The sequence below is a fragment of the Paenibacillus sp. JT31N11 genome, assembly GCF_056269285.1.
On the sequence record NZ_JBWDNQ010000019.1, the window covers coordinates 14,786 to 36,677 of the forward strand.

Annotated in this window: 16 protein-coding genes; 1 reads left to right on the forward strand and 15 read right to left on the reverse strand. The window is 51.6% G+C overall.

Annotated features, from left to right (window positions below; genetic code table 11):
• Positions 1-23: 23 nt before the first annotated feature.
• The 9 genes from AC0YNV_RS35295 to AC0YNV_RS35335 all read right to left on the reverse strand — a co-directional run bounded on the left by AC0YNV_RS35295 (position 24) and on the right by AC0YNV_RS35335 (position 12,784).
• Positions 24-965 carry a carbohydrate ABC transporter permease gene (locus AC0YNV_RS35295; RefSeq protein WP_475772294.1) on the reverse strand — a complete coding sequence of 314 codons (942 nt, stop codon included), beginning with the start codon at positions 963-965 and terminating at the stop codon, positions 24-26.
• 22 nt (positions 966-987) lie between these two features.
• Positions 988-1,896: a carbohydrate ABC transporter permease gene (locus tag AC0YNV_RS35300; RefSeq protein ID WP_475772222.1), complete on the reverse strand. Its 909-nt coding sequence runs from the start codon at positions 1,894-1,896 to the stop codon at positions 988-990.
• Positions 1,893-4,445, reverse strand: a complete 2,553-nt coding sequence (locus AC0YNV_RS35305; protein ID WP_475772223.1) for a DUF5696 domain-containing protein — start codon at positions 4,443-4,445, stop codon at positions 1,893-1,895. Before AC0YNV_RS35305 ends, AC0YNV_RS35300 begins: the two co-directional genes overlap by 4 nt.
• Positions 4,446-4,461: 16 nt before the next feature.
• Positions 4,462-5,088: a Yip1 family protein gene (locus tag AC0YNV_RS35310; RefSeq protein ID WP_475772224.1), complete on the reverse strand. Its 627-nt coding sequence runs from the start codon at positions 5,086-5,088 to the stop codon at positions 4,462-4,464.
• The gene (locus AC0YNV_RS35315; protein ID WP_475772225.1) at positions 5,081-6,541 is read right to left on the reverse strand and encodes a hypothetical protein; all 1,461 of its coding nucleotides are present in this window, start codon (positions 6,539-6,541) and stop codon (positions 5,081-5,083) included. The genes AC0YNV_RS35310 and AC0YNV_RS35315 overlap by 8 nt, the downstream gene beginning before the upstream one ends.
• Before the next feature lie 16 nt (positions 6,542-6,557).
• A complete protein-coding gene (locus AC0YNV_RS35320; protein ID WP_475772295.1) occupies positions 6,558-7,418 on the reverse strand; it encodes a carbohydrate ABC transporter permease in 861 nt (286 codons plus the stop codon).
• Positions 7,419-7,435: 17 nt separating this feature from the next.
• Positions 7,436-8,392: a carbohydrate ABC transporter permease gene (locus tag AC0YNV_RS35325; RefSeq protein ID WP_475772226.1), complete on the reverse strand. Its 957-nt coding sequence runs from the start codon at positions 8,390-8,392 to the stop codon at positions 7,436-7,438.
• A 17-nt stretch (positions 8,393-8,409) separates the two neighbouring features.
• Positions 8,410-11,298: an extracellular solute-binding protein gene (locus tag AC0YNV_RS35330; RefSeq protein ID WP_475772227.1), complete on the reverse strand. Its 2,889-nt coding sequence runs from the start codon at positions 11,296-11,298 to the stop codon at positions 8,410-8,412.
• A 97-nt stretch (positions 11,299-11,395) separates the two neighbouring features.
• The gene (locus AC0YNV_RS35335) at positions 11,396-12,784 is read right to left on the reverse strand and encodes an extracellular solute-binding protein (RefSeq protein WP_475772228.1); all 1,389 of its coding nucleotides are present in this window, start codon (positions 12,782-12,784) and stop codon (positions 11,396-11,398) included.
• 284 nt (positions 12,785-13,068) lie between these two features.
• On the opposite strand from AC0YNV_RS35335, the gene AC0YNV_RS35340 reads away from it, so the two are divergent.
• Entirely contained in the window at positions 13,069-13,830 is a 762-nt protein-coding gene (locus tag AC0YNV_RS35340; RefSeq protein ID WP_475772229.1) for a helix-turn-helix transcriptional regulator, read from the forward strand.
• Between the two features lie 283 nt (positions 13,831-14,113).
• Here the strand turns inward: AC0YNV_RS35340 and AC0YNV_RS35345 are convergent, their stop codons facing one another.
• From AC0YNV_RS35345 to AC0YNV_RS35370, 6 genes are all read right to left on the reverse strand, one after another.
• Positions 14,114-15,007, reverse strand: a complete 894-nt coding sequence (locus tag AC0YNV_RS35345) for an ABC transporter ATP-binding protein (protein ID WP_475772230.1) — start codon at positions 15,005-15,007, stop codon at positions 14,114-14,116.
• A gap of 3 nt (positions 15,008-15,010) precedes the next feature.
• Positions 15,011-17,884 (reverse strand): ABC transporter permease, encoded by a 2,874-nt coding sequence (locus tag AC0YNV_RS35350; protein WP_475772231.1) that lies wholly within the window; start codon positions 17,882-17,884, stop codon positions 15,011-15,013.
• 46 nt (positions 17,885-17,930) lie between these two features.
• Entirely contained in the window at positions 17,931-18,989 is a 1,059-nt protein-coding gene (locus tag AC0YNV_RS35355; RefSeq protein ID WP_475772232.1) for an efflux RND transporter periplasmic adaptor subunit, read from the reverse strand.
• Positions 18,952-19,689, reverse strand: a complete 738-nt coding sequence (locus AC0YNV_RS35360) for an ABC transporter ATP-binding protein (protein ID WP_475772233.1) — start codon at positions 19,687-19,689, stop codon at positions 18,952-18,954. The genes AC0YNV_RS35355 and AC0YNV_RS35360 overlap by 38 nt, the downstream gene beginning before the upstream one ends.
• Before the next feature lie 458 nt (positions 19,690-20,147).
• Entirely contained in the window at positions 20,148-21,686 is a 1,539-nt protein-coding gene (locus AC0YNV_RS35365) for a glycoside hydrolase family 43 protein (RefSeq protein WP_475772234.1), read from the reverse strand.
• Positions 21,679-21,822: a hypothetical protein gene (locus AC0YNV_RS35370; RefSeq protein WP_475772235.1), complete on the reverse strand. Its 144-nt coding sequence runs from the start codon at positions 21,820-21,822 to the stop codon at positions 21,679-21,681. The genes AC0YNV_RS35365 and AC0YNV_RS35370 overlap by 8 nt, the downstream gene beginning before the upstream one ends.
• Positions 21,823-21,892 lie beyond the last annotated feature (70 nt).

The window sequence follows — 21,892 nt, forward strand, 5'->3', positions numbered from 1 at the left end:
CTTTCTGTATCGCTCGGCAAAGGTTAACCGACGATCCCGGTGCGCTCGATACTTTCGACAAAATAACGCTGAACGAACAAATAAAGGATAACGAGCGGCAGGATCGCCAGCAGGATGCCAGTGTCCTGCACCATGCTCATGAAGAATGGATCCTTGTTGGTCGTTGCGCCGCCCTCAAGCAGAATCGCCAGATTGTACGGCAGGGAAGCAAGCTGCGTAGACATCACCTTGCTCGACGTCAAATACGTTGTCGTGAAGAAGCTGTCATTCCATTGCCATACGAACGAGAACAGCAGCACGGTAATGATCGACGGAATGGCATTCGGCAGCATGATCCGCAGGAACGTCGAGCCGACGCCCGCACCGTCGATATAGGCCGCCTCCTCGACCTCCTTCGGAATGCCCCGGAAGAACTGCCTGAAAATGAAAATATAGAGGCCTGCCTTCAGCGAGTTTGCGGTGATCGAAGTCAGAATAAACGGCCAGTACGAATCCAACAGATTTATTGGCTTGCCGGTCAATAATGGGATTAGGCCCATCAAGGTAAAGTCCTTCAAGTTCATATAGATCGGGATCAGAATCGTCGTAGGCGGAACCAGAATGGTCAGGATAACGCCCGCGAAGAGCAGGTTGCTTCCCTTGAATTTAAGACGGGCGAACGCATACCCGGCAAGCGCGCACGATGCGGCAGTCAATATCGTTGTCATACTCGTGAGCGCGAACGTGTTAAGCAGAGTCTCCCAGTAATCCATGATGGCGATCGCTTGCTTGAAATTATTGAGCGTATAATGCTCGGGAATGAATACGACAATAGGCGAATACAAGTCAGCTTTATCCTTGATCGATGTCGATATTTTTTGAATGATCGGATACAAAATGACGAAAGACAGTCCAACGATCAATACCAGCCGGACGATTGTCCACAGCCATCGTTTCCAATTTTCAACCGATAACAATTGGGCCATTATCAATGCTCTCACTCTCCTTCTATTCCTGGTAGAAGACCCGTTTGGATATGAAATACGTACTAATCAGCAAAATGATCATGATTGCCAGGAAATAAATCCAAGCCATCGCTGAGCTGAGCCCGAAGTTGAAGCTCGTGAAGCCCGTTTCTTTGATGAGCGTCGTCATGTTGTTCCTGGAGAACGAGTCAATAATCGTGTAGATCACATTGACGAGAATAAGCGGGCTAACCATCGGGAACGTGATCTTCCAGAAGGCTTCATACCCGGTAGCTCCTTCGATCTTGGACGCCTCGTAGAGCTGGGGAGAAATCGTCTGGATTCCTGCCAGGAAGATCAAGATTTGCACGCCCGATTGGCTTACGATCTGGTAGATCCGATCGACCGCATCCATAAGATAAAAGACAACATTTTCATTCACGCCGGAATTTATCATGATCTTCGCCATTTCGATCGTGCCTGTCGAGAATACGCCTTCGGTGGCATTTTGCTCGTTGATCGCTTGAACCAAGCTGGAGGCTTCCAGAGTCGCAATAACACCGGAAGCAAGTATGACCGGAAGGAAGAAAATCGATCTGGCGATGGCTCTGCCGACGAATTTCTGATTGAGCAGTACGGCTAGGAACAAACTAAAGATGACGATTAAAGGCACGTTAATGATCATATTCACGATTGATTCCGTCAGTGTGCGGTTAAAGCTCGTGTTCACCGTCAAAGCCTCGATGTAATTGGCAAATCCGATAAAATCAATTGTCATGCCATTCGCATTAGCCGTAATGGAGCTTAAGCTGTATCGCAACGAATTCAATAACGGAATGAGGAAAAAAAACAGAAATCCGAGCAGCCACGGCAATACGTAGAGAAAGCCCAAAAGCGCTTTCTGCTCGGCGTACGTCCTCGGTTTAAGGCGAAATTTTAATATCGGTTTCACGATTGCTCACCACCCGTCACATAACTCTCGGCATCCACAGTCATCCCTTCGGCTGTCGCTTGCTTATCCGTATAGTTCACGATGACGAACATTCCGCTTTCATAGACGGTTTTGAACAAGCCGTCACCGAGCTTCTCGTGCGCGACGATCCGCTCGTTCCGGACGTTCTTCAGTACCGCATTTACTTCTTTATAGATTTCCGCTGCCTGGTCCAGCCACAGCTCGTAATTGACGGCGTACAGCTTGCTGAACTCCGTATCCTTCACCTTGTAATTCGGCTCGTGAATCCACTCGAAGTACACGCCTGAGCCGTATTCCAGGCATTTCAGAATATATTGCCGGACATTGGTATAGGCGGTCAGATTGTACGGCGTCCCCGTATAGTCGATATGTCCGCGAATAAGCATCTGATAGAACGGAATTTCTTCATCCTCGAGCTTGAATTTGCTGTTTGACATCGGCGCATTCGTAATATCAGACAAATAAGGAAGGGCGTACGCGTTGCCTCCTTCGGCCAAGATGTTCAGATTCGCTTCGCGAATATCGTTCAGAGCCTGAATGGAAATGTCCTCGGACTCCGTCCGGTCGATTTGCTTGTTCTTGCGGAAGTCGCTGTTCAGCTGATCAGCCATATCCCGAAGCGAAATACCGCCTGTATCGAAGTCCTTCAAGTCCTTCAGCATCTCTTCAACGTAAGTACCAACCAGGCGAGGCGAAACGGCATACGACGGCGGCTTGTTCCGGTCGCGCCGGCCTAGCGCCAGATCAATCGGGTAAAACGCCGATGGCACGCCTCGCAGCGAGCGCGAAGCTTCTTCTTTCTCGTCGAACCCTTTCCCCGTATGCGCAGTCAGAACGGCAACGTCCGGATACAGATCGATGCCTTGCTCCTTGGCGAACGCTGTCAAATCGCGCATGCCTTTGGCGCCGCCGATTACCCGGTCAACCGACACGCCGTCCGGCACTTCGTGATCGAGGCCCCCATTGAACCAGCCCGCATACCTCAGCTTGATATTGGCAATGCCAAGGTTTTTTATCCGATTTATCAGCTGCTGAGCCTGTTCGAACGTCGTCAGCGGTTCCAGCGTACGATACGGAACGCCGACGAGATGCTTCTGCTTTGCTATGCTTCCGACAACCTGAAGATAGAACGGAAGCTCCTCTTCCTCGTTCTCCGCCTTCATATCGGGCAATCCGCCGCTGCCCTCCAAATATTGACGGTAGTATTCGGCCATTCCTTGATATGTAGCATCCTCCCCGCTAAGAAAGGCATAGCGGACCTTAAAGTCGCTCTTCATCGGATTCTCCTGAAACTTCGGCAGCGTGCGCTCCGCTCCGTTCGCTTGGAGCGTCAATTCTCCCTTGTTAATGACGTTAAAGGCCGGATACACGTAATTATAGCTGTTTAATTTACCGCTAATATCCGCATTGATGGTAGCAGCTGAGGCGCCTTCTTCAATAATGCCCAGGAAGGCGCTACCCTCCAGTATGACGCCGAACACAGGCAGCCTGACGGTTTGCTCGTGAACGGCGTCTTCGACTGCCTCCATCGACAGGTCTGCCCCGTATACCGCTTGTTGATACGCCGGGTATTTGGTTTTGCCGTTATTGAAGTCAATTAGCGCGCCGGAACCGTCCGGCACGAAGATCGAGCCTTTCTCTTCCGTCCCCCCGGCTCCAAAGAAGCTTAGCACCGAAACGCTGCTGACCGGATATTCGCCCGGCGACTTAATGTCCCCGGCCGGTACTTTAACGACGAGGGTATCGGCATCAAGCGTATACTCAATCGAGGCCATGAAGATTCTCGGTGCAGGCGACTCCTGTGTGAAGTTCAGCTCAGCCATATCTTTCTCTAAATCTTCACTCGTGTAGCCGGCATCCTCGAACGCTTTGAATGCACGTTCCAGCTGAAGCCCGTTCAGCGCTTGGTCGTTCCGGACATAGGCCGATTTCTCGGGATCTTCGGTGTAAGCGATTCGCAACGCGCGTTGTCCCGCCTTATCCAGCTTGCCCGACAATTCCTCGAAACGGGCAAAGCTTAGCATAAGCGGCAAATCCTGAGCCGTTTTCTCGGCCTTGCCGAATTTATAGGTGACTTTGACCCCGTTCGGAATGGGATCGAACTTTACTTGCTTGTATGCGACGCTGTCCAAGAAAGTGTTGATCGAGCTGATCTGCCCGAAGCTATTATAGTAATCGATTTTTAATTGCGAGGACAGTAAGCCCTTGTTGACACCAGCTGCGATCGGATCGGCGTCTCCTTCGGGCGGATTGCTGTGCCATATTTCGCCGCTGCGTTTATTCAGAACGGCAATGGCGCCCGTCTCGTCGTTGACAAACAGCCGAAGCCGGTCGTTCTCGGTGATTCCCTTCATACCGGCGACGCGCGTATCCGTAAAGGAAGGGTTAAGCGCCTTGCCCAGCTCGAACGCAGCCTCCAACTGCTGCTCTCCGGAAGCCTGCTTCGTGTTGCTTGTACCCGAGCAACCGGAGATCAGCAGTCCTGCGACGATGAACGCGGACAATATAGCATTTCTAGCTGAATGCATCTCCATTCCCCCTTCCTTAGTTCCTCATGGCGATTTCTTGATAAATAACGGAGACGAAAGTCATAATCTGTTGGAGAAGGCTAAAAAACAATAAGCAGAGAAATGCCATGAAACCAATAGCGACGACCGTGAGCAGGATCGTTCCAATCGTCTTGCTCGGCGTGAATTGATGTACGGTCATATTTCCGACAAACAACAAGTACATGGACCACAGGACGGCAAAGCTGTTGCAGAAATAATAAAAAGTCGTCTCCTGCATTGAAATAACGTTGCTTAACCAGATCCATGGAAAGTTGATGATGACCATCGGAACGATCGCGAAGCAGGTCGACGTGAATATTTCGACGAACTTCCCTTCTCCGTCCATCAGCGTCGTAAGCGACCAATTGGCCACGCACCAAAACAAGACCGGCACGACCACGTACGTAATCTCCATCAGGCTGTTCATGTTGTCGGGATTATAAATATTGACCAAAAACCCGCTGTACTGGCTGCTCAGGACATTGGTCAAGACCATTAGCAGCAAGATCGCAAACGATAAAATCAGATTCAGCTTCTTGCTCCGTTCGTATTTCAGCTCCCAAAAACCGTTAAAGGGATGCATGATAAGATATAAAGGATATTTAATGAGCTCTCTATTCAACCGAAACGCCCCTCTTTCTATCCAACATTTTCCGGTATGCCCGAACGAGCAGGAAGACGGCCGCTAGCGCGATAATGACGGTCATAATCGTGCCAAAGTGTTCTCTCAGCACTTGCTTGCGAAAGAGCAGGAACGCCTTCGAATAGTTCGGTTGGTCCAGGCTTTGCTTGAAATACTGCATCGCCCCGTCGTAGTCGCCTTGCCGGAGAATTGCCTTGCCGATGCCGGAATAAGCGAAATCCAGGTTCGCGTTCATGTTAATGGTTTGTTCATAGAGATGAAACGCTTTTTCTTCTTCGCCCCGGTAGTAGCTTCTGACCGCCTCGTTTAATGTCCGGCCGTATTCCGTCGTCTGGAACACCGTAATCTCGCCGAACGCCTTATCCAGAACCAGGAAATCGTCCCCCACGCGTTCTATGGCGACCGGCGTGTTGAACTCTCCCAGCCGATTGCCTATGCCGCCGAACGTGTACATGAAATGGCCGTCACCGTTGTAAGTGAAGATCCGGCCTTTCTTCGAATCGAGAACGGAGTAGATTTCGCTGTCCGTGACATCGATATCGATGAGCCTGGAAGGCCCGACATCGTTCGAATAGCGAATGTCACCTTGCGGACTGTAGTATCCGGTCCTCCTTAGAATATCGCTGCCTTGGGCATTCAGCTTCCGGATGTTGTCGCCCCATTCTCCGCTCGTCGCGTAGATGAAGCCTTCGTCGTTTATATCGAGGTTCGTAAATTCCGTCGGCGTGAACATAATCATCTGACTTCGCTGCGCCTTCGTCGACAGCCTCTTCCAGAACAGCTCGACCGGATCGACCATAACGCGATTCGCGCCGATGAAAGACGTGAATGCACCTTCCGCGCTAAATTCCATCAATCCGTCGAATACGCCTACCGCCATGACATAGGTCCGCTGCGCCTTGTCCATGACGACACGTACCGGCTGAAACTCGAAGTTCTCTTTCAGCAGCTCGGACTCAGGCTTCTCGATTACTTTCACCAATTGATGGTTCTGGTCGAGATGAACGACGCGTTTATTGCCCGTATCCGCGATAATAACGTGCTTCTGTTCGGTTATAAAAATGCCCTGTGGATTCAGAAAGGTATCGGCCTGCCCGTCGCGTTTGAAGGAGTCGATGACAGCCGTCTGTCGATAATCCCGGTCGAGCACGACAATCCGATTGTTACCGGAATCCAGCACGTAAATTTCATTGTCCGCCGTGACATGCAGATCGCTCGGATTGTTGAACGATTCTGTTCCTGGACCAGAGCCGTCCAACAAGGTTGTCGCTTCGTATGCGGACGGTGATATGACAGTCTCGCCCCAGACGGAATAATTATAGGAAGCCCCGCCGTCTTGCGCATGCGTAAGAGTCCCTCCCGCGCTCACGCCAAGCAAGCAGCAAACCGCCGCAAGAACACAAGCTCTTATTCTTGATCTGCTCTTCAACATCGTACAAGTCCCCCTTCTACTCTTTCATCCCGGAGGTCGCCATCGTCTGAATGACGCTGCTCTGAGAGATGACGAAGAGCGTAATCGGAACAATCATCAAGATCAGCGCGACTGCCGCTCCGACGCCTGCGCGGGCGATGCCGCCCGCCGTAATCTGACCAAGCGCATAATGAAGCGTCTTTAAGTTTTCGCTGTAAATGAAGTTGCCTCCATCGGTCCCCCATAATGCGGGAAACTGTAAAATCATGAGTGTTAACCATGCGGGCTTAACGTTCGGCATGACAATGGTCCAGTAAATCCGGTATTCGTTCGCTCCGTCGATCTTGGCCGCTTCCAGCAAAGCAGTCGGAATTTGCTCGATAAATTGCTTCATCAGGAACAGCCCTAATGGGAACGCGAGCGACGGAACGATAATCGACGCATGCGAGTTGATCCAGCCGAGCCAAGACATAACCATATAGTTAGGAATGGCCGTAACATGACCTGAGAACATAAGTGAAAGCACGACAATCGAAAACAGCGTCGTCGAGCCGAGAAAACGATATTTCGCCAGCGGATACGCCGCCGCGGAAGCAAGCAGGATATGTCCCGCAGTTCCGATAAGCGTAATGAGCAGCGTATTGGCGATATAGCGCGACAACGGTACCCAGGAATTGCCCATCAAGGCAACCAGGTCGTAGAAGTTATCCATTGTCGGATTGTTCACGAAGAAGCGCGGCGGGAAAATGAACAATTCGTCGAGTGGTTTGAAGGCGTTGTTCACCGCATAAAGCAGCGGCAGCGCCATGAAGGCTCCGAACACAGCAAGAAACGCGAACAAGATAAAGTTAACCGTAAACGAACGGTTCAGTCTCTTCGGCGTTCGGAAAGCGGCCATCAATCTAACGACCAACGTCACTCACCTACCTTTCTGAGCAATTTTTGCGTCACCTTGTTAGCTCCGATCATAATGCAGAAGAGTACGGTCGCAATCGCGGACGCGTAACCCATCTCGAACCGGATCGTGCCATAATCCATCAAATGCGTAACGATCGTATGCGCGGCGTAGTTGACGCTTGGGAAGCCCGCCAGCGCTACCGTAATGTCGGCAACCGCCAGTGATCCTGTAATTTGCATGACGGCGCCAAACAGCAATTGCGGCCTCATCGAGGGTAAAGTAATGAACCACAGTTCTTGCCAACGGTTCTTGATTCCATCTACTGTTCCCGCTTCGATCAATGACCTGTCGATCGTCTGCAGGCCGGCGATAAAAGCCAGGAAGCTTGTGCCTAGACTAAGCCAGAGCTGCACGATGATGACGATAGCAAGTATATAATGTTCATTCGTCAGCCATTGAATCGGTTCCAGTATAAATCCGAATTTAATCAGGAAACCGTTCAAGTAACCGTAGCGGTCTCCTGAGAATACGATTAGCCAAATAAAGAACACGTTCCCCGAAATCGCCGGTGCATAAAAAATCAGCGTCATGAACGCCCTCACCTTCGGTGACAGCTCGTTGATGATCCATGCGAATAGAAAGCATGCAATGTAGCTGACCGGTCCGGTAATGACCGCAAACAAGAATGTGTTCTTCAGCGCAATCATGAAGATATCGTCGTTCAGAAATAGTCTCGAGTAGTTCTGCCATCCGACAAACCGCGGAAACTCGAGCATATTGAAATAAAAGAAGCTAAGGACTAACGAAAAGACGACTGGAATGACGGTGAAGGTAAAGAAAATAAGCATATACGGACTCATTAGAATATAGTAGTGCTTATTTTTTTTCAGTTCCGTCCACGCATGGGCCAATCTCGACTTTTTGTCCGGATGGATAAGGCTGGGCACGGCTTGACTGGTTGTTTCGGCTTGCAATGGATTCCACCCCCAAACTAATACGGTAAATTGAATTCTTTCCTCTTGATCTCGATTTCGTCGTTAATGTAGAGTACGTAATCGTTTAATGCTTCCCGAGGGTTCTCGCTCGCGTTAACGACTTTTCGGAAGGCGTTGTCCAGATGTCGGCCGGTGAAGTAGCCGCCCGGTACTTGCGGAATGCCTCTGACCCATTCCCACTGGCTCGCCAGATTGTTGTAGTCTTTGACCGGCCAAGGCAATTCCTCGAGCGCCTCGACGTTGGCCGTCGGATAACGCGCAGCTTCACCCATCAGACCTTCCATCTCGCGTCCGTACGCGATTTGCGTATCCTTGCTGGTCCACCACTTCATGAACGCCCATGCCGCGTCCTTGTTATCGGCATTTTCCATCATCATGACGCCTGTCGTATGGCTGGCTACCTCATGATTCACAGTGCCGCCTTCCTTCTCCGTGCCTGGAACCAGCGTAAATTCCCACAGCCCTTTGATTTCCGGAGCCAAGACTGTCAACATATTGTACGTCGTATAATCCGCGATGCCGATCGGCATCTCGCCCGTACGGAACCGGTTCGGAAAATCCGCCAGCACCGGGAATTTGTAGTTCGTATAAAATTGCGTCCACTTCTTGAACATTTCCATAGAAATATCGGTATCGAGCGCGGTCTTCTTGTCGCCGTCCCGATAAAACTCGCCGCCGTTCTGGTAGAGCAGCATGGAGAAGGTCGCATTCGGAACTAGACTCGCGTTTGTAGCTTCGATCGGCATCCAAAATTCCATGTTATGCTTCTGAAGAACGGAGATCATGTTATAGATATCCTGCCATGTCTTTGGCGGCGCAAGGCCAAGCTCCTCCAGAATGTCCTTGCGATAGAACAGCATCGGGAACGATTGCTGCTCCGGCAGAGCATACACGCCGTCATCAAACTTGTACGGAACGAGTCCGCTGTCATGGAAACGGGATGCGACTGCATCGAAATCGGCAAATTGCGTCAAGTCCGCCGCGGCGTCCCTCATTGCATAGTTCACAGGAACATCTTCGCCGATCTGCATGGCCACGTCTGGTCCTTCGCTGGCCAGCGTAGCCGGCAGAAGGATGTTGCCCGGCACGAGCCTCAGGTCTACTGCGATATTCGAATCAGGCGTGAAGGAGTCGTCGATTAAGCTCTTGAGCACTTGCGCCTGATCGCGCCCCGTTGTAATCCAAACCGTGATCTTACTGTCTTGTTTCCCGTTCGTATTGCCGATGCTGTCGTAATCCTCGGTATAGGAGGCAAAATATGCGCCAAGCTCGTGCTTAGCCTCCTCGAAGAGAGTCGCTTCCGCCCTCGGCAGCTCATGTCCCGGTGAAGAGATGATCAGATAATCCAATGCCAGCGGCTGCTCGCGAACAGTAAGAATCCATGTGCCGAGACCGCCGACATTGACTTTGAACGCGTTCAGTCGGGTGCCGACCGTCTCCGGATTTTCCGCCATTTCTTTCAATTGGCCGACCATTGTATGCAGAACGGCGACCTTGTCACTTAACTCTCCCGTCGTTTGCTCCAAATAATCGGCCACGCTCTGGATGATGACGGCTTGTTCCTCGAACGTCTTAACCATATCCGGTATCCGCTTCTCCAATTGGTAATCGCGGAACGGATCTGGGGAATTCGACGTAATCATCAAAATATTTCTGTACATTTCGTTCAGCTGCAGCACGCTCGATTCGATCGTTCGAATCAAAGGAGCGATATCGCCGAGCGAAACCATCATCCGAATGCGATGCGTGCCTTTTGTCAAGTGGAACAGGTACGGTTCGTCACCGCCGATCACGTTCATCTTCCATTCCATATCAAAGTTAAAGCGAAGTCGCTTCATCTCCTGAAACGGATGTTTCCCATCGATGGTTAAGCTTCGTGTGGCGTAAACGCCTCGAAGCTGATCCTGCTTCTGCTTCAGTGCGATCTGATACAAACCGTCCTCAGAGACCTCGAACTCCCATTCGATCCATTGTCCGGGGAGCTTCCAGTTCAATCCGCCGATCGTATTGATTCTGAGCTTCGATACGTTGTACGGAACAACGGTCGGGCTAGATCTATCCGATAACGGATATAAAGTAGGCGAAGACTTGGCGACGGCATCTTCCGCTTGAATGAGAATGTACTGATCAACGGCGGGTTTGATTCCTTCGGCCTTGTACTCGTTATTTAACTCTTGATACGACTTCAATGTATCGTCCTGGTACAGCTCAATATAATCAATTGCCACCGGTTCCCTTAAGGCCGTCAAGGAAATCGATTGCTGCCCGCTCTCGAAATAAAAGGAATAAGGCTCGTCATAATAACCATTGCGGTCAGTAAATGCGGCGAGCTGCCATACCGGATTCTCCACCTGTCTCGGCCGAATTTCGTTGCCGCGGTCGTCTTTCTCGATCTCGTCCTGCCGATTACCCCATACCCGGTCAAATAAAAGGATGTCTGCGCCCTTATAAGGAATTTTCTCATTAATGGCAAATTGCCTTTCAATGGCAGAGCTCTTGCCTTCAATCGGCAAATAATGAATTCTTACATTGTACAGACCTGCATGCTCGACTTGCACATCCCAGCGGATTGCCCCAGTTTCCGGCGTGATTACTGCTTCGCCGTCCAGCCCGTCTAGGCGGCCCGAGATTTCGAATCCGACGCCGGTCGTTCCCGAGTAGCCCTCGCCTTCGATACGGATGACCTCTTCCGGCCTATTCGCAGCCGAGTGGCTATTCAAGTAGGTTTCATAGCTGTCTTCCCCTGCCGATGCCGTAACGGCGGTGAAATCCGCCATGGCCAGACTGTGATCGGACGAATCTGTAGGGTATAAAGCCCAAATAGACGATACCAGTACGGCGAGAACTAGTATGATTACGGCATAGTTCTTCTTTCTGAAGTTCAACTTTTCTCCCTCCTGCTGCAAGAGATTAAATTCAACAACAGTCCCCATTATAGAAGTAGTTTCTAAATGGGGACTGTCGGTCACACGCTATCACATGTTAAGAACCGTACACTTCGTCAATTGCCGCCTGGAACGTCGCTTTATACTTCTCGACGACGGTGGATACCGACACCCCGCTGTTCAACTCGCCGACGAATTCGTTGAATTTCAGATTGGGGAATGTGTTGTGGTCGAGAACGATCATGTTTGGAGCAACCAACTTGGCGTTGTTGATGTCATCCTCATTCGTAAACAAGGTCTCATACATGCCCTGATCGGGATAATCATACATGGAATCGATATCGTTAATCTTCTCCCAGATATATAGGAGCTGCTCCGGATTCTCGACCGCTCTCGGAATCGTCAAGGCTTGGAAAAGCGCTTCTGCGGAATGATAGGTTGTTGCATTGGGTCCCTTCGGAAAGGGAACGAAACCGAGCTCATAGTCCGGCATATCCGTCTTGAAGCCGCCAAGCTCCCACAGGGCTCCCGCATACATCAGCGTGTTGCCTTGACGGAAGAATTGGCCAGGCTCCGTCCAATCGCCTCCCTCAGTAGGTCTGGCAACTTGCTCAGTTGCCAAACGGGAAACGAAATTAAGCGCATCAAGCGTTGCGGGATCCTCCAGATTTTGCTTTTCCCCCTTGGTGAGTCCCGTATTGTTGGAATAAAGGGCTTGATCCATAAGCGACGGATTCGCAAGCCCCCATGTATCCAGCTTGCCATCGTTATTCGTATCCTTGTTTGCCTCTTTGGCAACCTGAGTAAACGTCTCCCAATTCCAGTTGTCTTCGTTCACATATTCTTGAAGCGATTTCAAGCCCAACTGATTCAAAAGCGTGCGATTGTAGAAGATACCCTGAACCAGATTGGCTTGACTCTCGCTGAATCCGTACCCTTTGCCCTCATACTGGTAATATTCATTGGTGACCTTCTGGTTAAATGCCCTAGGGTTCTTTGTATACTCATCGATTGGCCATAACAGGTCTTGCTTCACAAGCGTTGGCACCGTATATGTTTTGCCTAATCGGACGATATCCCCAATCGGCTCGCCCGCCAGCAAGGAAGCGGTGACCTTCTGCTGGTATTCGCCGTAATCGATAGCAATATATTCCACTTTAAAATTATGCTTCTCCATTAAAGCGTCTAGGTTTTTCTTACGCTGGATATTGTCCGGATTGTCCTCCGGAATCGTCATATCCCACCACGATACGATTTTAATTGTTTTGCCGCCCAGGTCGAAATCCATCTCCGGCGTGCTGCTCTCGTCCTCCTCATTGTTAACCGCCGCGTTGTCTGGCTTATCGGTCTCGCCGCTGTTCGTTGCGTTGCTGGTTCCGTTGTTATTACCGGTGTTGGTGCCGGTGTTGGTGTTGGAACCGCCGCTGCATGCTGCGAGAACGAGAACCATGGCGAATAACAGAAATATCATGTTACGGATCCGCATGACTTAATCCCCCTTAAGGTTTATGAACACAACAAAATTGTAGCGCTTACATAATTCAGCAACAACCTGTTGGACGCGAGGTATTCTACCCGTCTAATTATAGGTTGAGAGCTGACGTTTTCGATTCCGAACCGACTTGTAATGATAAGTGGTAAACAACTGTTTAGGATATAAAGAAAAGCACATTGTTAATCATTCGTGTATTTACCATAATGAAAGCGTAATCACTGAGGGGCATAAGGGAGGGGGCCGACGTAACGCGAATGCATTGGGAGGTAAACATTGTGTATAAGATACTGTTAGTCGATCTGGATATTCAACCTGTAGATAAGACACGAAATTTGATAGATTGGAGAAGTATGGGATTTGTCTTGGATGGTTATGCCTGCTCTTCCGGAGCCGCCATGTCTTTATTCACCAAACATCATTTCTCGCTGATTGCGATTCATATGAATGGCTATCATGAAGAAGGGATGGAACTTTGCGGCAAAATCCGCAGCACAAGCCGCGTACCGATTATTCTCATCGGCGGGGGCACGGACTTCCAGCTTGCAAGAAAGGCGATGTATTATCAAGTCAGCGACTATTTGCCCGACCCTTTGTCGACCGAAGAACTAACCGCAAGTCTGCAGAATGTAAAGCAAACGCTCGACTTAGCCCCGCATGCGGAACAGTATACGCAGCCCTTGTCCTTATCGGAAAATGATCCTTCCCCGCAGGCCAACGTCATCGATAAAGTAAAGGAATACGTGGAGGAAGCGCTGAAACAAAACATCACCTTAAAGGAAATATCCAATATATTGCACTTTAACTGCTCTTACCTGGGACAGAAATTCAAATATCACGAGAACATGACCTTTAACGAATACCTGCTGCAAAAGCGCATGGAGAAAGCCAAATCCTTGCTTGAACAAACCGACATGAAGGTTTATGAAATCGCTAACGAAGTCGGATACACCGAAATGGATTGGTTCTACAAAAAGTTCAAGTCGTACACCGGTGTAAGCGCTAACGAGTACAGGAAGATGTCCTCATTTACGGCATAAATTCGCATGTTGCGGATTATTATGGAAATCCGCTTGCTTGGTTCAAACGAAGCAAGCGGCCGTTTTAATTTGTATAATTTAGAAGTTTCTTATTAATGCATACCGGTTACTCGTTTCCCTAAGCTTAATCCCCGAATGGGCAGCCAAGACAGAGGCTGTCAATATTTCATTGCCGCCTCGCCTTGCCAGCCCTGCCCGCTCCTTCGATTTCCCTCAAATATTCGGGCAGTAGCTTTGCCCGATAAACCTTGATGCATCAATGCTGCCGAACGCGAAGTGGGCGTCAGTCCGTCTTACTGGCCTCCGGCGGGTAAAGAACGATGCGGCCGTCTTCCATCTCCACTCGAACTTTGTTGCTGTCCCTGAAGCCCTCCAGGTCAAGGTACCCGGAGGGGATCTGCAGCCGTCCCGCCTTATCGACAACGGCATACTCCACATGGCTTACAGCCTCGTACCGGGCGTTCTCCGCATCCATCAGCGCAAGCTCCTCCGCATGCGATACCCGGCGGATCATCTCCGCCGACGTCTTGCCGTCGCGGATCTGAACGACTCGGTCCACCTTGCGCGCCAGCAGCGGATCGTGCGTCACAATAACAATTGTAAGGCCGATCGTCCGGTTCAACGTACGGAATAGCTCCAGCACCTGATTGGACGTATTCGTGTCCAGCGAGCCCGTCGGTTCGTCAGCTAGCAGCAGCCGCGGTTCGTTCGAAAGGGCGATCGCAATCGCAACCCGCTGCTGCTCCCCGCCGGAGAGCTCGCTCAGCCGGTTCGTCATCCGGCGGCCGAGTCCCACCGCCTCCATAAGCTCGGACGCGCGCGCACGCCGGCGTCTGCCGCGCAGCAGCATAGGCAGCTCGACGTTTTCCCGCGCGGTCAGGTAGGGGATCAGGTTGCGTGCATTGTTCTGCCATACGAACCCGACCGAATCCCGTTTGTACTTCACCAGATCCTGCTCTCCGAACGTGAGCAGATCCTTGCCGTCTACAAACAGCTTGCCGGCTGACGGCTTGTCGAGTCCGCCCAGCATGTTGAGCAGCGTTGACTTGCCGCTGCCGGAATTTCCGATGATGGCCATTAGCTCGCCAGCTTCGACATTCATATCGAGACCTTGCAGGGCCACGACCTCGAGATCCGCCGTTTTATAGATTTTAACGAGACCTTCACATCGAATCATAAGTTACTCCTCTCCCAGCTTCAGCGCTTGGGAAATCCTGGTCCGCGACAGTCGATAGCCGAGAATCACCAGACCGGTCGTCAGCATGGTGCCGACGATGCTGTAAAGCTGCACATAATCACTGAGCTGATTCGTAATCTCGAACGGCGGCACTTGATCGGTTGACTGCAACGACAATTCGAACAAGGGAACAAACATTTCGCTGGTCAAGTTGCCTATGATTACGCCGATAATGACGGCCGCTCCCGAGGTGAACAGCTGCTCACTGACGAGCATCCCTATAATTTGCGTGAATGAAATACCCATAGCCCTCAGTACTCCGTATTGGAGTGTCCTTCCCGACAGGGTCAGCACCCAGAAGAGCAGGAAACCGAAGAAGCTGATCAGCATGGAGATCATGAAGCCCAGTGTCATAACGCCGTTGATCGCGAGCCGGAAAGGATCGTTCCTGGACTGGATCAGCTCTTGTTTCGCATCACGGAGGTCGGTAACCGGTACTTTCTTCTCTGCCAGCTGGTCGTATACCGCCTGACTGGAAACACCGTCCTTCAGTTTGAGCCATACCTCATAAGGCTCAACTGCAAGCCTGTTCTGGATTGTGCCCAGATGGCCGACGATCAGATGTGGCTCCGCAGCCTCTTTGTCTATCGCCTCGCCGACCGGAAGCGGATTCCAGCTCGGCCAGTAGTCGATGACACCGTATACGGTGAACTGTACCTGGTCGAGACCGTCCCAGGAGACGCGAATCGGATCGCCCGGTTTGAGCTTTGTCGCATCGGCGAGTGAGCGAGAGACCAGCACCGCTTTCGGATTCAGCGCCATCAGATTCAAATAGCTGTTGATGGGGTATTCAAGCAGGCCGTTCTTCATCCAGGCTGTGTTGCCGAAATCCATCGTATCGATGCCGAGCAGCATAGTCTTGCCGGTCTTGCCACTGCCTGATGAACTGAACCTTGCCCCTTCCTTCTTGAACACTTTTGCGACCTCCACCACGCCTTCCATCTCCTGAAACGGCTGGAACGGCGGTTCGGCATACTGAACCCTCCTTGTTTCCGTAGAACCTGCTTCAGTCTGCGGCTGCTGCTGGGAGCCGGACAGCAGCGGAGGCGGCGCATCGCTCTCCCAGCGCGTCGTAACCGCAATGTCGGCGCCGATCGCGTACTGGATTTTGCTCTCCACGTTATCATTGATTGTCCTTGCTGCATTCGCGCTGAAGAGACCAGTTGCGACCGTCATAATCAGAAATACCTTGATCGTCAAATACTGCCCGGACGAGCGGCTGATTTGAACCAATGTATTGTAGAGCGCCGGCGACCACCATCTGCGTCCCGCCAAGTAAATGAGACGGATGAGCCACGGATACACACGCAGCACGAGCAGTCCGCCGCCGAGCGCGAACAGTGCCGGCATCAGGAACAGCATCGGATCAAGCTGCAAAGCGTCGTAATCGAGCGCCAGCCGCTTTAAGTCCTCCTGTCGTTTATTGAAATTGTATAGGAGATAGACCGCCAGGCAGACGAAAATGATATCGAGCCCGGTCTTATGCCAGAAAGACATCCTGTTCAGGCGCGCCATCTGCTGCTTGTGTCCCACGATGCTCGTCCTTGTCGCAAGGAAGGCCGGAATCAGTATGAGCACGATCGCTGAACCCACGGCAATCGCCGCGATCCTATAGGCGGTGCTGGTCAGACTGATTTCAAGCGCCGATCGCTGGACGAACTCCAGGAAGCCGCTTGAGGCGCCAAGCACCTTTGTGAACGCAACGCCGAGGAACGGTCCGGCGACCAGCGCGAACAGACCGAGCAGCGCGTTCTCCACCATGTAGACCGCCATGATTTGCAGACGGCTCGCTCCGCGGCTGCGAAGAACGGAGATTTCAGTCTTTTGACGTTCGATAATAAGATTGGCGGCCATATACAAATAGAAGGCCAGCATCAGCATGACAGGAGAGTAAAGGGACAGCATCATCACATCGAGCTTCGCTTGTTTTCCTTGATAAGACGCCAACGTCTCGACCGCCGGTACGTTAACCTCTTCCACCCCCAGCCGTCCCCGAAAATAACGCCGGATGTCCGTATTGGCCTTGATGAATTGGTCGATACTGTCAACGCTCAGCTGTTCGTAATTCAGGGCAAAGCGCCATTCTAGGTCGGTTAGCCTTGCTCTGCCGCCCTTGGTAAATTCGCGCTCGAATTGCTCAAACGGAATAATAAAACCGTCTTCGGCCTCTGTCGTCAAATACGGCAAATACGGGTCGGCCACCGTGTCTGTCTCGATGATGCCGACCGGAATGACACGGAAGCGGAGCTTCTCCCCTTCGGGTGATTCCGCCACTAGTTCTTCCCCGAGACCGCGTTTGGTTGCGAAAAGAAATTTCTGCGTCACGAGCGCTTCGAAGACGCCATCCGTTCGGTCAACCGGCAATCGGCCGTCGATCAGCCGAACGCGCTTCTCCACCTCGGATAAGGATTTAAAGCTGCCCGCCGTTTTTTGCGACTGTTTCTCCTGCTCCGAGGCGTCGGCACCGTACACCTTCATTTTTTGTGTAAACCGCTGCTGGTAGAAGGACAGCGCCGAAAGACCCGCCCTGCCTGGAATCGTATGCACGAACTTGTCAGCCCGAGCAATCACTTCAGACGTCTCCTTATCCATCTTGGATGAAGAGACGGTCGTGCTGACCCGGACAAAGCCCGGATAAACGGCGTCCCGGCTCTGTACCAGCTGGAGCTCCTTTAACAATGTCCGCTGCAGGATGGCTTCAGAATATAGGGGCATGGAACTGAACAAGGCCACACATACGGTAAGGCCAAAGCACAGATTCAGCTGCAGCCATTTGTTATTTGCCATTTTGCGGAGGATCATCGTCCATAAGGCCATATGTACACCCCAATTCTCTTGCGTCCGGATAATCCGGGCATTTGGTTTAATTGTTCAGGATCACCTGCTGACCTTCCTCCAGACCGCGGACGATCTCCACCTCGGTCGAAGTCGTTAATCCTAGCTCGACGTCGACCTCCTTGCGGCGATCGCCCTCCGAGACCTGAACGTAGCTGCGGCCCATATAGGAGCGAATCGCCGAACGCGGCAGTACAATGACGTTCTCGCGCTTCTGAAGCTCGATCGTAAGCTCCGCGCTATGACCGATCTGGACACCATCAGGCTCATCAATAATGCCGATAATAATGGTCACCGAATTTCGTTCGGCCTTCGTTTCGTCAGCTGTGAGGGGCACGTTAGAAGGTGATTGCAGCACCTTCCCTTTATAATCCTTGCCCTTATACTTCAAGCTTACGGGCATTCCCGCTTCTACCGGAAGCAGGTCCTTCGTATTTGCCGCAACATAAGTGAGCTGCATCTTTGACGGATCCGCCACGGTTACAATCGATTGATACGCGTTAATAAAGTCGCCCGCATTCAACGATTCGACGAAGGTGACAATCCCTGTGATCGGCGAGTGCAGCTGCGATTGGTCAAGCCGTCTCTCCATCGATTCCACCATCATCGTTTCCCGCTCCATGTCAATCTCCCGCAGTCGCAGCTCGGTTTCATGCGCGCCTGCATCCCGTGCCTGCTTGTATTGCAGTTGCGTACGCTCTACATTCAGCCGCTGGAGACGAATCTGAAGCTCTAGATCGCCCGTCTCCAACTCGACTAGCAGGTCGCCTGCCTTCACTTCTTGGCCGACCGTCACGTTGATGGATTTCAACCGCCCGCCGGATTCTTTAAACGAGAGCGCATCCGTGCTCGAGGACACGAAGTTTGACGTTCCTTTGAGGAACGTCTGAATGCTTCCCTTGGCTGCGACCACGATATCCAATTCTTCCTCTGCCGGCTGGACGAGCGGCGGCTGAAGCGCCTCGTTCTCCAAGGGAAGCAGCGAACAGCCGGATAGCGCTATTGAAGCGACGAGTATAACGGTCATATACTTGACGAGGGGAAGCCTTCTAAACAACGAATAATTCATGCGTCGTCTGCGGTACAATTTGTCCATCCTCCAATGCGATAACGTAGTCGGCAAGCTCCATAATGCCCGGGTCGTGCGTCGTTAGAACGATCGTCATGCCGGACCGATTCACAAGATCACGGAATACACGTATGACCTGCAGTCCCATCTTGCTGTCCAGCTCCGCGGTCGGCTCATCCGCGATCAACAGCGCAGGCTCGTGGGCTATCGCGCGGGCGATCGCCACGCGCTGCTGCTCGCCGCCGGACAGCTCCGTCGGCCGGTGCTTCATCCTTTCCCGCATGCCGACGCGTTCCAGCGCCCGCTCCGCGGCCTCGCGGTTGCCTTTGATAGGGGTACCCGCGATACGCAGCCCGAACTCCACGTTCTCATAAGCGGACATCAGTGGAATCAGACCGAACGATTGGAACACCAGACCGATCTCCTTGCGCCGCAGAGCGCTGCGCTGCGCGCCGGATAATCCGGTAATCTCCTGTCCTCGGAGAAACACCTGCCCCTCCGAAGGCTCGTCAAGCGTACTTAGAATATTCAACAGTGTCGTCTTGCCGGAACCCGACCGGCCTTTGAGCGCCACCATCGATCTGGCGGGTATGGCCAGATCGATGCCCGCCAGCGCGGTAACGGCGGTATGGCCTCTACCAAAGATCCGCTTAATGCCTGATGCCTTCAGGATCGTTTCGCCGTTTGCCTCTTTCTGTTCCTCTGCCTTCGCAGCCATCGCGCTCCCCCTCCAATTCGTATACAGGTCATGCTGTATAGACATATCAGCACATGCTTTACAAATATTTAAAGCCTATTGGGTTCTATCTGACATAATTTTAGCGCTTTCATTTCGCGAACAATACCTGTTCGTTTCTTGTTTAATCACCCTTCAAATGATAGTTTTACTGATAAAAAAAGACCGCCGTCCCCTTAACCTGATGGCCTGGACCGCGATCTTCATTATGCTCATACGTGTGAAGCGTACTTTCAAAAAAAGAGAAGACCCAGCCATTCGCCGAGCCTCCCCATTAGTTGCGCCAGCCTGTATCAGCTATTTGGGCTCAAATATGAATCTTTAGCGGGAGGTTTTCCTGCGGTCGTTTCGAAGTAAGCGTAGTCTTGTTGAATATAAAATGTCTCGTGTGTCTATAGGTTTATTATCATTACGGTGAAAAACCTGCGCTTGAGTACGAGTTAGCCAACAGTTGCTTCTTGGCTAAACTGCCAGGAGCCAAGTTCAAACAACTCCATACCGGGCTTTCCTTTAAACACAAAATAGAGATCATGAATACCATCGGCGCCCGAGACTTCCGTTATCGACTCGGTCCACCCGGTTGCCGAAGGCACGGCAAGCGTCCCGATCAGCCGTCCTTCCGGATCGTCCAAGCGAAGCTCCATGATGCCGCCCTTCTCGCCCGATACCAATGCCATAAAGGAGGATGCCCCGCTGCCGAAATTCACTTTTGAAACCGCAGTCCAATCTCCGACATGAATGCCGGTAACAGCCAGCTTCGCATAAGCTTGCCCATTGTCGTCCATCAATCGCAGCTGCGTGTTAACTCCTGCGTTCCACGCCATCGTCGCAGCTTCAACGCGAGCGTACGGATTGAAATCCTTGATTTGATAAACACCCTTCATGTCAGCGGCGATCTCCTGGATAGAACCGTCCTCTTTTAAGTGAACCCGATTCAAATGAGTCGAACGGTAGCCCTTAGGCACACCCATCGCTTTGGATAAGGTCTGCGCATGGTAAGCAATGTACCAGGCGTCATGGAATTGAAATATAACGTGATGGTTATTGCCGCCAACCCCGAAGAAGTGTCCGGGATTTTTTAATATAGTTCCCTGATACGTCCATGGACCCATCGGCTGGTCACTCGTCATATAGGCGATTTCCCCGGCCGGAGGACTTCCTTCCGGACGGACGCCGTTGTAGAAGTTCGAGCAGTAGGTATAGTAATAAACGCCTTTGTATTTATTGATACCGGCATCCTCGAACATATAAGGAGCCGGGATTGCCGCCGCTTCGCCGACAACGCTGATCATATCGTCGCCCAGCTGCATCACGCGCGCGGTATTCGGCATTTCATTCTTTCCTTCCGGAACGCCACCGCCATAGTAGATATAGGCTTTGCCATCGTCGTCTACCAGCACGGCAGGGTCGAACAGCCAGGTCACGCCTGCAGCGGCGGGCATGTCTCTCGATATAAGGGGCTTCCCGATCGGGTCCACCCACGGGCCGATCGGACTGTCGCTTGTCAATACGCCGATGCCGCTGGCATTATTGGCGAAATATAAAAAGTACTTGTCTTCTCCGTTAATGACTTTATGTGCGGCTGCAGGCGCCCACGATTGCGTCGCCCATTTGGCCGCGCCTTCCGGGCCTGCGGCAGCGATCTCGCCGTGATCCGTCCAGTTCACCAGGTCATCCGTTGAAATAACCGACAGCTTGTTAATGTTTCCGTATGTATTGTCTTTGACAATGCCTCCCCCGTCATATTCCAGCACATCGTTCGTATTGTACAGGTAGACGCGATCCTTGAATACCAGCGCATATGGATCAGCGCCGAATTTATGGGAGACGACCGGGTTGCCGTTCGGAGGAAGCTTCCCGACCGCCTTGGCAGGCGGAGCGCAGGTCGCTTTGGCAGCGTCACCGCTAACGTCGTACGATCCCGTTTTATTGTCGGAAAAACCGATTTCCAAGCTATTCATTTTAATTTCTTCATTCATGACTTGTGTCAACTCCCGATTCAATTTTAATCTGATCGTCGCCAATTCCTTCGCCGCCTGGGAATTCATCGATTAATAGGCTAAAATCATAAGCGGTTCCCTTTTCTTTACTAAGCATAACAGCGTCTTCTTTCACGCCTCCTTCCCTTATGCTCGCCTCCTCTTCCGATATGTAAAAAGTGTATAGCTTGCAGCTCGAGGCAACA